This window comes from Candidatus Defluviibacterium haderslevense, from assembly GCA_016712225.1.
Lineage (GTDB): Bacteria > Bacteroidota > Bacteroidia > Chitinophagales > Saprospiraceae > Vicinibacter > Vicinibacter haderslevensis.
On sequence record JADJRL010000003.1, the window covers coordinates 3,450,598 to 3,466,538 of the forward strand.

6 protein-coding genes are annotated in these 15,941 nt (G+C 35.3%); 3 read left to right on the top strand and 3 right to left on the bottom strand.

The genetic code is table 11. The features are described from left to right. Positions 1-90: 90 nt before the first annotated feature. On the top strand, positions 91-5,835 hold the full coding sequence (locus IPK88_13395; GenBank protein MBK8244418.1) for a gliding motility-associated C-terminal domain-containing protein: 5,745 nt from the start codon (positions 91-93) through the stop codon (positions 5,833-5,835). 173 nt (positions 5,836-6,008) lie between these two features. Here IPK88_13395 and IPK88_13400 read toward each other — a convergent pair whose 3' ends face one another. The 3 genes from IPK88_13400 to ribD form a co-directional block, all read right to left on the bottom strand. Next, positions 6,009-7,226 carry an NAD(P)/FAD-dependent oxidoreductase gene (locus tag IPK88_13400; protein ID MBK8244419.1) on the bottom strand — a complete coding sequence of 406 codons (1,218 nt, stop codon included), beginning with the start codon at positions 7,224-7,226 and terminating at the stop codon, positions 6,009-6,011. A gap of 134 nt (positions 7,227-7,360) precedes the next feature. Next, positions 7,361-7,837: a DUF255 domain-containing protein gene (locus tag IPK88_13405; GenBank protein ID MBK8244420.1), complete on the bottom strand. Its 477-nt coding sequence runs from the start codon at positions 7,835-7,837 to the stop codon at positions 7,361-7,363. Between the two features lie 170 nt (positions 7,838-8,007). Continuing rightward, positions 8,008-9,009: a bifunctional diaminohydroxyphosphoribosylaminopyrimidine deaminase/5-amino-6-(5-phosphoribosylamino)uracil reductase RibD gene (ribD, locus tag IPK88_13410; GenBank protein ID MBK8244421.1), complete on the bottom strand. Its 1,002-nt coding sequence runs from the start codon at positions 9,007-9,009 to the stop codon at positions 8,008-8,010. Positions 9,010-9,075: 66 nt separating this feature from the next. On the opposite strand from ribD, the gene IPK88_13415 reads away from it, so the two are divergent. Both IPK88_13415 and IPK88_13420 read left to right on the top strand, forming a co-directional pair. Next, entirely contained in the window at positions 9,076-9,702 is a 627-nt protein-coding gene (locus IPK88_13415; protein MBK8244422.1) for an aquaporin, read from the top strand. Between the two features lie 443 nt (positions 9,703-10,145). Beyond that, positions 10,146-15,890 (top strand): gliding motility-associated C-terminal domain-containing protein, encoded by a 5,745-nt coding sequence (locus IPK88_13420; protein ID MBK8244423.1) that lies wholly within the window; start codon positions 10,146-10,148, stop codon positions 15,888-15,890. Positions 15,891-15,941: the final 51 nt, after the last annotated feature.

Sequence of the window (15,941 nt, forward strand, 5' to 3'; positions counted from 1 at the left end):
GATTAACATTTGCAAAATGCCTACATTTATACGTAAAATTTGGATAAAACATATTTAATTAATATAATACATAAGTCAAACATAAACAACATGAATAGATTATTACAACTATTATTGATTGGACTCTTAGGGATAACTGCGACCCAAATTTCAGCTCAATGTACGCCGCCATCTGCAGATAACTGCGAAGATGCTAACGTATTATGTTCTTTGGATGAAGTAAATGGCTATACTTGTTCCAATCCAAATTACAGCAACCCCACCGGGTGTTCGCCTTTGTGTCCTTCGGGTGGAGGAGCTCATAACACAGCATGGTGGGCATTTGTTTGCGATGGTGGATTGGTTACCATTACGATTACATATGCAAACTGTTCAGTAAATGGTACAGGTGTTCAGATGGGGATTTGGGGTGACTGCGATTGTGCAGAATCTGTAGCTTGTAATCCGAATTGTACTGGTCCTGGGCAATTTACCATTACGGCTAGTTTGACCGCATGTAAAACTTATTATTTGTTTGTGGATGGTTGTAGCGGTGATGTTTGTGATTTTACCATTACCACTTCCGGTGGTTCTCAACCTAACTTAAGTCCTTTAGGAAAAATTAATAATGATCCTGATAGGAGAATTCAACTGTGTAAAGGAGCTTGTAATATAAATTTCAAAGTAGGAGGTCAGAACGGAAATTGTGAGCCTACTTATGAATGGACTCTAGATGGTAATATAGTTGGAGGAGATGATGATAATATAGATTTAGACTTTCCAGATGAAGGAGATTTTCAACTTTGTGTTACTGCCTATATTGGGAATCCTTCTTCAGGTTCAATTTGTGATCAGGAAGGACCTGAATGTGCTACTATTGAAGTTCGACCTATTCCTGATAAGTTAGGACCACAAAGATTATTATGCGCTGAGCAAATTCCATTTAAATGGCATAATCAAAGTGTAACAGGACCAGGTGAATACCGAAATCAATTCAAGGGAACTGATTGCTGTGTTTTCGACTCAGTAGTTACATTTGAAGTTTATCCGGTTCCTGAACCACCAAATATTTATCATATAGGATGTGATAATACGGAGGTTTATATTGATCCTACAACCAGACAAACCTTTAGTTCTTGTGAAAATGAAAAGATCATTTTCTTGTCAAAAGCTAGTGTGCCTTACAGATGTGACAGTTCATATAAATTAACTGCTGTCTTTCTAGACTTTAACGTAACTTTTAGAGAGGCTTGTATTGGAGGGATGTTAGAAATCACACCAAGAGTTATTAATAGAACAAAAACTTGCGGAGGAGGAGAGTCTTTTGAATTTATGTATAAATGGTATTTAAAAAGTGATCCAGCTAAAAAGCCACTTGGTACAGATGAACTTTTTCAGATGGATAAAAAAGAAGATTATTGCCTTGAATTAGGCGTTTTGGCAAAATTAGGAACTGAATCTAAGTTGTGTTTCTTCGATTTTTGTGAAATGATTAATGAAGATGACTTTAAAAATTATAAAGTTTGTCCTAAAGGTGATCTTCAGGTATGTAGAGGTAAAACCGGAATTTATTTTATTGACACGATCTTACCTCCTAACTCATTAAATAATTGGTCTGTCAGCAACGGTACCATTTTAACACCTAACCCTTTTCAATCAAATACTATTGAAGTATTATGGAATGGTCCATCTAATGTAGGTACGCTTTGTTACTATTATGACAATCAATGTGGTCAAAGCCCGGAATGCTGTATAGATGTGAAAATTGAACCATCCCCTGCGCCTAAGGCGGGTCCGGATGAAGCGCTCTGTGGTTTGGCAAATAAATTCAAAGGTCAAAAAGACGTTGGTGGTCAATGGGTGAAATTATCTGGTCCAGGGAATGTAAGTATCACTGATGTTTTTGATGATAAATCTGATGTTAATGTTGATCAATATGGGACTTATACCTTTGTTTGGTCTGAATCTAGATTAGGTTGCACTGGAGCAGATACAGTTGTTCTCAAATTTAATGATGATCCTAAAAAAGATACTGAGTCATACATTTGTAGTGGAAACAACAAAGATTTTAAAGTGCGTTTCCAAATTTCTGGTGGACAACCTGCATATACCGTCATAAAAGGTAATGGAACTATTGATGCATCAAATGTATATACGTCAAAACTTATTTTAAATAATACTAAAGATACTGTTATTATTAGAGATGCTAATGGATGTGAATTTACATTTATTCATACATATGAGTGCAAATGCACCAATAGCTTAGGAGAAATTCAACCGGACAGATATAATTTATGTGAGGACGGTACAGTTGTCGTTAATTATGATAAAACTAAAGAGGTGTTGGATTTGAATCCAGCAGATACGGTTATTTTCTTTATTTGTTCAGATCCAAACAATCCATTAGCAACGAAAATTAGAGACATCAATTCCTTTTCTTTTGGATATGACCCTTCTTTTGTATTTGGCCAAACTTATTATATAGGAGCCATACTAGGAAGAAAGGACGGTAGAGGAGGCATTGATGCTTTACTCGGCTGTCTAAGTGAAACTGCTGGTACTGAATTTACCTTTTATCAAATACCAACCCCACAAGCTGGTCCGGATGATGCTGTTTGCGGAAGTGTATATGATTTAAAAGGAATACAATCTATACCAGGAAGTGATATTACATGGAAAGTCATAAGTGGAAACGGAGCTTTGTTTACAGATGCTAAAGCAGCAGGAACGCAAGTTAGTGCACAAAGTGGTTTTGGAAAATACAGGTTCGAAATTGAAGAAAGTAATAAAGGAATTTGTATAAGACAAGATGTTGTAGAAATTACATTCAACGAATCACCAGCAGTAATTAATGTCATTAAGGATTGTGTATTAGAAGGTGGAGTTGTGACTCCAGATGGTAAGTTTGTCGTAATAGCTGATATCAACGGCGGAACCCCTCCTTATACTTTATTGTCAACAGGTGGAAAAATTATTGGTAATAAGTGGTTTTCGGATACCTTATTAAGTATTACACAATTCACAATACAGGTTCAAGATGCCAATGGATGTATATCACTCATTGTAGTTGATGATTATAATTGTAAATGTGGAATCATTGATCCAGGAAAATTGGATACTTCATTATTGGTTAAATGTGAAGATCAGTGTTACACTATTGCCGAATTGTTAACCAATTCAATCAATGAGGTTATTGATCCGGAAGATGGTATTATGTATATCTTACACAGAGGCAATTATACAAATGCTATAGATACCTTTTATTCATTAAATGATGTAATATGTTTTGATAGTAAGAATATGGTCTTAGGAAACGGGAACACTTACTATGTTTCTCGAGTAGTTGGAGATGATGTATTGCCAAAAGATGGCATAATTGACACTAGAGATCCATGTAAACGAGTATCAAATAACCGACCTATAACTTGGGAACCATATCCATTGGCAGATGCTGGAGCACCTGAAGATGTATGTGGATTGACCTATAGCTTTAAAGCCAATTTGACCTTAGGAACAGGAACATGGAAGTTAATTTCAGGTCCCGGGACTGCTGCAATAAGTAATGTAAATTTGGCGAGCTCAAGTGTTACAGTTAGCCAATATGGAGCATACACATTTGAGTGGGGTGTATTCAATTTTTCTTGCGATCGTTATGACACGGTGCGGGTTGTATTTCACGATTCACCAGACCTTTCATTAATAGATATAGAATGTGATAATACAGCAGAGAATGCAAGAGTAATCATTAGAGCACAAAAAGGAGATCAGCCGACTTGGGTATTGAAAGGTGCATATGATGGCAGTAATCTTTTAAATGGAACATTTAGTGGTAATGTATGGACCTCAGACTGGTTTTCATCAAATACTGATTTTACCATTACCATTGAAGATCAATATCAATGTAACCTTTATAAATTACCTGGTGATGCACCATGTGCTTGTATAACTGCCTTGGGCACGTTGGATAAGACACCGATTATATTGTGTGCAGATGGCCAAGCGAACGCTAAATATACAGTTGCGCCTGGTGTATTGGATGGAAATGATGTCGTTCGTTATATGTTATATGATGGCTCGTCAACAGACCCTAAAAATGGAACATCGATATCTGTGAACAGTGATGGAAAATTTGTTTTTGATCCAAGTAAAATGCAATTAGGAAAGACCTATTACATTTCAGTTTTTATTGGAAATCTAGATCCAAATACGGGCAACGTAAATTTCACGGATCGCTGTGCTTTGTTTGATGTGGTACCAGTAACCTGGTATGCATATCCGGTAGCTGCTATCAATGGAAATAATATATTAACTTGTGCGGTGACTAGTTTAGCTTTAGATGGATTACAATCAACAAGTGGATCAGGAAGTCCATTGAACTTTGCATGGAGTACTCAGAATGGAAGAATAGTTGGACCAGCAAATACAGGAACATCCACTATTGATCGCCCGGGAATCTATGTTTTAGATGTAACCGATCCAATATCTGGTTGCAAGCACCAAACCAGTTTTGAAGTAAAAGAAGATGTTGTAAAACCAACAGTAGCTATAGCCCCTCCAAATGTTCTTACATGTGCTGTGACGAGTATTAATTTGGATGGAAATGGATCATCCAGAGGTGCTATATATGGAGCTAATTGGTCAGGACCTGGAACCATAATTGGAGGTACAACTTATTCACCAACAGTATCAAGTATAGGTCGATACACCATTGTTGTGACGAATACACAAAATGGATGTAAGGATTCTACATTTGTAACAGTAACTGAAGATAAGCTTACTCCGGTACCATTGATTGAGCAAAAAGGAACCTTGACATGTACCGTGAATGAGGTGCAATTAGATGGATCTAAATCAAGAGGACTTTCCGGGAATATCAATAATTATTCATGGGATGCATTGACAGGAAATATCATATCAGGTCAAGGTAGTTCACAAATTACTGTAGGAAAACCTGGAGGAACTTTTAGATTGACAGTCCGAGATGGCAAGAATGGATGTACTGCAATTGATACTATTACAGTCGATGAATTGGGGAATCCGTTAGCTCAAATTCTGTCAGATCCACACAATCCAAAATGCTTTGGAGACAGAAATGGATTCATTGATATTAATGGTGTCTTAGATAAGAACAATCAATCATTGGGTAATATCCAATATTCCATAAATGGAGGCCCATATACATCAAGTCCAAACTTTACAAACTTAACTCAAGGATCTTACACCATCAAAGTAAAAGACATTAATGGCTGTACCTTAGAAACTCGGCATGATCTAATAGAGCCAGGAAAAATGGGTATCAAAGTAATCAAGAGTATCGTTGTGGATCAAGGAACTCTAGTTGATCTGGATTCATTATTGTTGGAAATTTCAGGTGGAACACAGCTTGCTGGCGGTGGATACAAAGACACGACTTGGTTAAATTTAGATCAAAATATTGATTGGGAGAATAAGTTGAGATATGCTGCAGACACGAGTAGAGAATTTTTGATTACTGGATTTGATAAAGAAGGATGTGAAATCAGTGAACGAGTTCGGGTATTGGTAAGAATTATTAAAGATGTTTGGTGGCCAACAGTTATATCTGGAAATGGAGATGGGGTCAATGACTTCTTCAACTTATATGGTAAACGTGTCAGACAAATTAAATTGTTAGAAATATATGATCGTTGGGGCTCAAGAGTCTATTCACAAACCAATATCCCAGATGGTAATAAAGGTGGAGATAAGAAAGGGTGGAATGGAATATTTAAAGGGGAAAGAGCACTTCCAGGAGTATATACTTTTTATTCAGAAGTGGAATATGAAGGATCTACTGGGGCAGATAAGTTCCAAGGTGAATTCACGCTGTTGCGATAATTTTTTTGGTTATTAAATAATAAAAAAAATCCGTTCAGATTTATTTGGACGGATTTTTTTTTAGGTGAATAAGTTAATCAATCAATGGATCAAAATTCCAAAATGCATTGGGATATTCCAAATTAGGAAACAAAACGATTAATATGATTTTAGTTATTATATTAAAATGATTTTTATATTCGAATATTTGCACCTGCGATCCACCCTGTACTCCATGCATTTTGAAAATTAAATCCTCCGGTAATCCCATCAATATTTAATACTTCACCAGTAAAAAACAAACCTTGTATTTTTTTACTTTCCATGGTGCTCAAATTGATTTCCTTTAGATCAATGCCACCTGCAGTTACAAATTCTTCTTTGTATGTTGTTTTACCCGAACATTGAATTTTGAATTGGTTGATGTTAAGTACTAATGCCGCTATTTCTTTTTTATTGATATCTCCCCAATTTTTTTGAATGTCTATTCCACTGATGATCAATAAGCGTTCATGAAGTCTATTCGGTATTTTAAATGGATTGGCTTTATTGATTTTTGATTTTCCATTTGTTGATTTGAAGTTCATTAATTCATTTTGAATTTCAATTTGATTCCATTGCGGACAAAAATGAATATTGAGCTCATACTCATATTTTTTTGTATAAAGCTCAAGGGCTGCCCAGGCTGATAATTTCAATGGCGCAGGTCCGCTGATCCCCCAATGAGTAATGATTGCTGGTCCTGTAATATTTAGATGAATACCTGTGATTGAAAAGCTTGCATCAAAGCTAACTCCTTCTAATCCTGACAGTGGAGATTTTACAGCATTAAAACTAAATAGTGAGGGAACTGGCGATACGATTTTTATTCCTAAATGCTCAATCCAATGATAAGAATTTAATTTAGGATGTCCCCCTGTTGCAATAATTATATTTTTGGCAAAATAAATCTGATTTTTATTTACACTTACAACAAATGTTCCTTCATTATTTTTTGAAATGTTTTCAACTTGATGTTTAAGAAATATTTTAATATCTAATTTTTGACATGCACTTAGTAAACAATTAATAATGGTTTGTGATGAATCTGATGTTGGAAATATTCGGCCATCAGATTCTGTTTTCAATGTTACACCTCGAGATTCAAACCAATGTATCGTATCAGAAGCATCAAATGATGAAAAAACATTTCTCAATTCTTTGGATCCTCTTGGATAATTTAAAACCATTTCTTTGTTTTCAAAACAAGAATGCGTAACATTACATCGACCGCCTCCTGATATTTTGACTTTTGATAATAACTTTGTGCTTTTTTCTAAGACAAGTACAGATGAATTTGGAAAATGAGTTTTGCACGAGATTCCAGCGAAAATTCCTGATGCACCTCCACCGATAATAATTGTATCGTAAATTATTTGATTTGTCAAATTAGATTAATTTACAATCAAAACTAAAACGAAAGCAAAAGTATTCTGAAATAAAAACAATGGATTTAATTAGTAAAAGTTAACTAAATTACCTTAAGTCTATGAATCAGATGAACCTGCTATTTATATGATTCTTGAAAGGTTTTAAAGGGAACAGTTTTATAATGGTTGTCACCAAAATAGATTGAAATCATTTCGAAAATAGTTGCATCTTGATATCCAGGAATGGGTTGTATTGTATTTAATTCTTCATCTAAAAAAACAAAGGTTGGATAAGACAATCTTCCTTGAGTTATTTCTGCTGCCAAGGAATGATATCCTCTGTTGCCCTGTGGAACAAATTGATAAACTTTAGATTTGAAATTAATGTCTTCTTTTTGTTCAGCATTAAATTTGACAGCATAAAAATTTTTATTGATGGCCTTAATAACTTTTGGATCTTGAAAAGTTGAAGCATCCATTCTCTTGCACCATCCACACCAATCGGTATAAATATCAACAACAATTTTCTTTTTATCTTTTTTCATCAGAGCAGGTACATCTGACCATCTGACCCAATTGATGCTGTTGGATTGACCATAAATTAAATTTCCCATGCATAAGAAAAAACTAATGCAAAGTAATCCTGTCATTAACAATCTAATACTCATTAAATTCATTTGCAATTATTTAATTTATTGTGCAAATATAACAATGAAAAATTCAAATAATCCATAGTAGAAGACTTGTAGTGCTTTATTTAAATGAATTTTAACTAAGTTTTACCTTATCTCTGGATATAATGGATCTTATCGTTTAAAAGCTGATCTGATTCTATTAATTTTCCTTGAATTTTTGGGGCTATTACACCATTTTGTATTCTAAGTTTTGTATTCGTTATTATTCTAGCCTCGTCCCAAAATCCGGATTCAATAAATCCATTGAGCACTTTGGCACCTCCCTCTACAAGAATGACACCTAATTTTTTTTCCAAATAGAGTGATTTAAGGATTGATTCTAAAGAATTCTTATGAGTAATTTGTGAAGTCAAAATGGTATTTTCGGAATGTTTGAATACATTGTAATCAGAATTGATCAATTGATTTTGAGTTGTCCAAATGATGATTTTAGGATTTTTCCCATACCAATGCCTATTGTTTAACAAGGGATTATCAGTTTGTAAAGTAATTCTTCCTATGAGAATACCATCAGCTTCAGAACGCCATTTGTGAACAAGAATATCAGTGTATGGATTGGATATTTTTGTGTTGTGTTCCCAATTCGAAATAAAAAAATCAGCACTTTGGGCAAATTTAAGAATAACATAAGGCCTTGTGTGAAGCATGTTAATTCTAAACATTTGGATAAGTTGATCGCATTTAGTTTTTAAAATGGGACCTAACACTTCAATTCCTTGGTGCATTAACTTTTTAATGCTTATTCCAGCCATCGTTGGATTTGGATCAAAAGTTCCAAAAACAACACGTTTGATATTATATTTGATAATCAACTGTGTGCAAGGCGGTGTTTTGCCATAGTGATTGCAAGGTTCAAGGCTGACGTAGAGTGTTGATTCTGAAATGAGGTGTTGATTCCCTAGTTCTACCGCATTGTCTATTGCATTTTGCTCAGCATGAGGTCCTCCATAGTATTGATGCCAGCCCTGACCTATAATTTGTTGGTTATAAATCAAAACCGCTCCAACCATGGGATTTGGTGAAACTTGACCCAAACCCCGCTGAGCTAAATGAATACAATAGCTAATATTTTTTTCGTGGAATTCCTTCACATGGTTAACTTTAGTCTTCCTAATGAGAGTTTAGAGTCAAATTAGAATGACAAAATTAAACCAAGTATGAAGAAATTATTGACAGAATTTATTGGAGCCTTTTTTGTTTCATTAAGCGTTACCTTATGTTTGTTGGGAACAGTAGGAAATATGGCAGGATTGGCAATTGGGATTACACTCATGGTCATGGTTTTTGCTGGAGGACATATTTCGGGAGGTCATTATAATCCCGCTGTTACTTTGGCCGTGTTTATTAGAGGAAAATGTCCCCCACATGAAGTGCCGGGTTATATACTAGCTCAATTATTCGGAGCAGCATTGGCAGCTTTGGTTGGATCCAGTTTTATTATCGGTAAATTGGGAGTTGGAATGGATCTTTCGGGAATTACTGCTCAAGCAATATTGTGTGAGATTTTGGGTAGTTTCGCGATGTGTTATGTCGTATTGAATGTTGCTACAACAAAAGATAATGTTGGAAATTCATTTTATGGTTTAGCAATAGGGCTAACAATGACATCTTGTGCTTATGCTTTCGGAGGAATTTCTGGTATTGCATTTAATCCAGCTATCGCCTTAGGATTGGGGATCTCAAATATCTCAGGGTTTGCTAATATTTGGATTTATTGGGTGGGAGAGATCATCGGTGCGGTAGTCGCAGCATTTACTTTTTTGTATATTAACGGTAAGGATTAATTTTTGGTTGTCTGAGTTTTAGGATATTTTTTAAGATTTATTCATCATAGGTTTCTGTCTGTTCTATTTTATGACAAAAATACCAGCAGAATAAATGATTTTATATGTCAATGTAAGCTAGCAGGAAAAATGTTAGTAATGTTTAATTGCATATTGATGATATTCATTTAGGTTCTATAGAAAACCTAAGGAATAAAATATGGCTTGGGATTACAGAATTTTATAGCGTTTTTGGAATATGCCGAAATCCTATAAACTATTTTTAAGTGCATTGTATGTTCATGTTTTAGCTCGCTTGATATCAATTTTTAATGTTGGAAATAGTTTAAGATTGTAATTTTCATGGATTATTTTTTGAGCCCATACAGCGAATTTAGGTATAGTGAGGTCTTATTTGTATATTTGACTCATATAATCCCATTTAAAGGAATAAAAACTTAATTATGCAAAGATTTTTACTGATTTTACTGATTAGTTTATCATTAGGATCCAATCTTCAACTTTTAGCTCAATGTACACCACCATCCGCTGACAATTGCCAGGATGCCAATGTATTATGTTCATTGGATGAAGTAAATGGTTATAGTTGTTCTAATCCAAATTACAGCAATCCAACAGGATGTAGCCCTTTATGCCCTTCAGGTGGAGGTGCTCATAATACAGCCTGGTGGGCTTTTGTTTGCGATGGTGGAAATGTAACCATTACAATAACTTATCAGAACTGCTCGGTTAATGGTACAGGTGTTCAAATGGGTATCTGGGGTGATTGTGATTGTGCAGAATCTGTTGCATGTAACCCAAATTGTAGTGGTCCGGGACAGTTTACAATTACCGCACAGCTGACAGCATGTAAAACATACTACTTATTTGTTGATGGATGTAGTGGAGATGTTTGTGATTTTACAATAACAACTTCGGGAGGTTCCGCTCCACACCTAAGTCCACTCGGAAAAATAAACAATGATGCAGACCGAAAATTGACGGTGTGTAAAGGTGCGTGTGGAGTTAACTTTAAAGTTGCAGGTCAAAATGGAGGATGCGAACCAACTTATGAATGGACACTGGATGGAAACATAGTAGGAGGTGATGAAGACAATATTGATTTGGATTTTCCTGATGAAGGAGTTTTTAACTTATGTGTTACAGCTTATATTGGAAATCCATCATCCGGTTCAATTTGTGACCAGGAAGGTCCTGAATGTATAACAATTACTGTTATTCCTTACAAAGACAGAATAGGGGTTGATCGGAGATTATGTGCAGAAGATGTCCCTTTTCCATGGCATAATCAAACGGTAACTGAAACCGGTATTTACAGAAATATGTTTACAGATAAAGATTGTTGCATTTATGATTCAGTTGTTAAATTTATAGTACTCCCAATTCCTATTGGTCCAAGTATTTATCATATCGGATGCGATGCCAATGATGTTTATATAGAGCCAACCACAAAAATTCCATATCGTGGATGTTATATGAATGAAGTCATCACTTTTTCTAAGGCCAGCAATCCTTTTAAATGTGATAGTTTTATTGATCTTACTACGGTATTTTTGGAATTTAACCCTGATTTTACGGAAGAATGTGCTAATGGTAAAGTTTTAATTCAACCTAATATTGAAAACTTAACTTTTAGTTGTGGTGGCGGTGAGACTTTTGATTTTAAATACAAATGGTACTTAAAAAGCGATGGTAGAAAAACACCTATTGGCTTTAATGAATCTATTTTAGTTGATAAAAAAGAAGATTATTGTGTTGAGTATACAGTGTTGACAAAATTGGGAACGATTTCAAAAACATGTGTTTTTAATTATTGTGAAAAGATTGATGAAGACCAATTTAAGCCACTAAAGGTTTGTCCAAAAGGAGATTTATTAGTTTGTAGAGGTAAAACCGGAATTTATTTTATAGACACGATAACTCCTCCGAATGCGGTTCATAACTGGTCTATTACCAATGGAACTATTTTGACCACGAATCCATTTCAAGCTACAACGATTGAAGTTCTATGGAACAACCCAGCTAGTATAGGAACGGTATGTTATAATTATTCTTCAGAATGTGGAACAAGCCCTGATTGTTGTATTGATGTAAAAATAGAAAATTCACCTGCGCCAAAAGCAGGACCCGATGAAAGCATATGCGGATTAGCCAATCAGTTCAAAGGGCAAAAAGATGTTGGTGGACAATGGGTAAAAGTTTCTGGTCCTGGAAATGCAATAATTACAGACGTTTTTGACGATAGATCTCCCGTTTCTGTTGATCTTTATGGAACGTACACATTCGTTTGGTCAGAATCAAGATTAGGGTGCACAGGTGCAGATACAGTTGTACTTAGATTTAATGATGATCCTAAGAAGGATATTGAGTCTTATATCTGTAGCGGTAATAATAAAGATTTTAAAGTGCGATTCCAAATATCTGGAGGTCAACCTGCATACACTGTTATAAAAGGTAACGGGACTATTGATGCATCAAACATTTATACCTCTAAAGTTATTTTAAATAATTCCATTGACACAGTGATTATTAGAGATGCCAATGGTTGTGAATTTACTTTTATACATACTTATGAATGTAAATGCACCAATAGCTTAGGGAAATTAATGCCTGACAAATATCTTTTATGTGAGGATGGTACAGTTGTCGTTAATTATGATAAAACAACAGAAGTATTGGATTTAAATCCTGCAGATACTGTGATCTTCTTTATTTGCTCAGATCCAACTAATCCTTTCGCTACTAAAATCAAGGATATAACATCATTTTCTTTTGGTTATAATCCTTCTTTTGTATTTGGTCAAACGTATTACATTGGGGCTATTCTAGGGAGAAAAGACGGAAGAGGAGGAATTGATGCATTGCTAGGATGTCTAAGTGAAACAGCTGGTACTGAATTTACTTTTTATCAAATACCAACCCCTCAAGCTGGTCCTGATGATGCAATTTGTGGTAGTGTATATGATCTGAAAGGAATACAATCTATCCCCGGAAGTGATATCACTTGGCGAGTCATTAGTGGAAATGGGGCCTTGTTTACAGATGCAAAAACAGCAATTACACAAGTAAGTGCACAGAGTGGTTTTGGTAAATATCGATTTGAAATCGAAGAAAATAATAATGATATTTGTATCAGACAAGATGTAGTTGAAATTACATTTAATGAATCTCCTTCAATCATTAATCTCGTTAAGGATTGTGTTTTAGAAGGCGGCGTAGTAACTCCTGATGGGAAATATATTGTTTGTGCAGAAATCAAAGGTGGAACCCCACCTTATGTTTTGTTATCTGGGGGTGGAAAAATAGTTGGAAATACTTGGTGCTCGGATACACTTTTTAGTCCAAATTCATTTACTGTTCAAATACAGGATGCAAATGGATGTGTTTCGCTAATAATTGATGATAATTACAATTGTAAATGTGGAATCATTGATCCAGGAAAATTGGATACTTCATTATTGGTTAAATGTGAAGATCAATGTTATACCATTGCAGAATTATTAACCAATTCAATTAATGAAGTCATTGATCCTGAAGATGGTATAATGTATATACTACACCGAGGTAATTATACAAATGCAATTGATACATTCTATTCATTGAATGATATCGTATGTTTTGACAGTAAGAACATGGTCTTAGGAAATGGAAATACGTACTACGTATCTCGAATAGTTGGTGATGATGTTTTGCCAAAAGATGGTATCATAGACACAAGGGATCCATGTAAACGCGTATCGAATAACAGACCTATAACATGGGAGCCATATCCATTAGCAGATGCAGGATCACCAGAAGATGTTTGCGGATTAACCTATAATTTCAAAGCGAATTTGACTTTAGGAACAGGAACATGGAAATTAATATCTGGTCCAGGAACAGCAACAATAGGTGATGTAAATCTCGCTAACTCAAGTGTTACAGTTAGCCAATTTGGAGCTTATACATTTGAGTGGGGTGTATTCAATTTTTCTTGCGATCGTTATGACACGGTGCGGGTTGTATTTCACGATTCACCAGACCTTTCATTAATAGATATAGAATGTGATAATACAGCAGAGAATGCAAGAGTAATCATTAGAGCACAAAAAGGAGATCAGCCGACTTGGGTATTGAAAGGTGCATATGATGGCAGTAATCTTTTAAATGGAACGTTTAGTGGTAATGTATGGACCTCAGACTGGTTTTCATCAAATACTGATTTTACCATTACCATTGAAGATCAATATCAATGTAATCTTTTTAAATTACCTGGAGATGCACCATGTGCTTGTATAACCGCATTGGGTACGTTGGATAAGACGCCAATCATATTGTGTGCAGATGGCCAAGCCAGTGCTAAATATAATGTGGCTCCAGGTGTATTGGATGGAAATGATGTCGTTCGTTATATGTTATATGATGGCTCGTCAACAGATCCTAAAAATGGAACATCGATATCTGTGAACAGTGATGGAAAATTTGTTTTTGATCCAAGTAAAATGCAATTAGGAAAGACCTATTACATATCAGTGTTTATTGGAAATCTGGACCCTAATACAGGCAATGTAAATTTCACGGATCGCTGTGCCTTGTTTGATGTGGTACCGGTAACCTGGTATGCATATCCGGTAGCAGCTATCAATGGAAATAATATATTAACATGTGCGGTAACTAGTTTAGCTTTAGATGGATTAAAATCAACAAGTGGATCAGGAAGTCCATTGGATTTTGCTTGGAGTACCCAAAATGGTAGAATAGTTGGACCTGCAAATACAGGAACATCCACTATTGATCGTCCCGGAACCTATATATTAGATGTAACCGATCCAATTTCTGGATGTAAAAATCAAACCAGTTTTGTAGTAACAGAAAATTTGGTTAAACCAATAGTAGCTATTGCACCTCCAAATGTACTGACCTGTGCAGTGACAAGTATTAATTTGGATGGAAATGGATCATCCAGAGGTGCTATATATGGAGCTAATTGGTCAGGCCCTGGAACGATAATTGGAGGTGCGACTTATTCCCCAACAGTATCAAGTATAGGCCGATACACCATTGTTGTGACGAATACACAAAATGGATGTAAGGATTCTACATTTGTAACAGTAACTGAAGATAAGCTAACTCCGGTACCATTAATTGAGCAAAAAGGAACATTAACATGCACCGTGAATGAGGTACAATTAGATGGTTCTAAATCAAGAGGACTTTCCGGGAATATCAATAATTATTCATGGGATGCATTAACTGGAAATATCATATCAGGTCAAGGTAGTTCACAAATTACTGTAGGAAAACCTGGAGGAACTTTTAGATTGACAGTCCGAGATGGCAAGAATGGATGTACTGCAATTGATACTATTACAGTTGATGAATTGGGAAATCCGTTAGCTCAAATCTTATCGGATCCGCATAATCCAAAGTGCTTTGGAGACAGAAATGGATTCATAGATATTAATGGAGTTTTGGATAAGAACAACCAAACATTAGGTAATGTCCAATATTCCATAAATGGTGGCCCATTTACATCAAACCCGAATTTTACGAACTTAACACAAGGGTCATATACCATCAAAGTAAAAGATATTAATGGCTGTACTTTAGAAACTCGTCATGATCTGATAGAACCAGGAAAAATGGGCATCAAGGTAATCAAGAGTATCGTTGTGGACCAAGGTACAGAAGTACATTTAGATTCATTGTTGTTGGAAATTTCAGGTGGAACACAAGTTGCTAATGGAGGTTACCAAGATACAACATGGTTTAATCTTGATCAGCAAATTGACTGGAAACCAAGGTTGATTTACAATGCAGACACAAGCAGAGAATTCTTAATCACAGGATATGATAAAGAGGGATGTGAAATCAGTGAAAGAGTACGAGTGCTGGTAAGAATCCTTAAAGATGTGTGGTGGCCAACCGTAATTTCAGCTAATGGTGATGGTAAAAATGACTTCTTTAATTTATATGGAAAACGTGTAAGACAAGTTAAATTATTAGAAATATATGATCGTTGGGGTGCTAGAGTTTATTCCCAACAGAATTTGCCTGACGGTAATAACGGTGGACAAAATAAAGGTTGGGATGGCGTGTTTAAGGGTGTTAAAGCATTGCCTGGAGTATATACTTTCTATGCTGAAATTGAATATGAAAAATCTACCGGTTTTGATAAGTTTCAGGGAGAATTTACTTTGTTGAGATAGTTTTCAAGTTAATTAAAATAAAAAAAAACCGTTCAAGTTTTTGAACGGTTT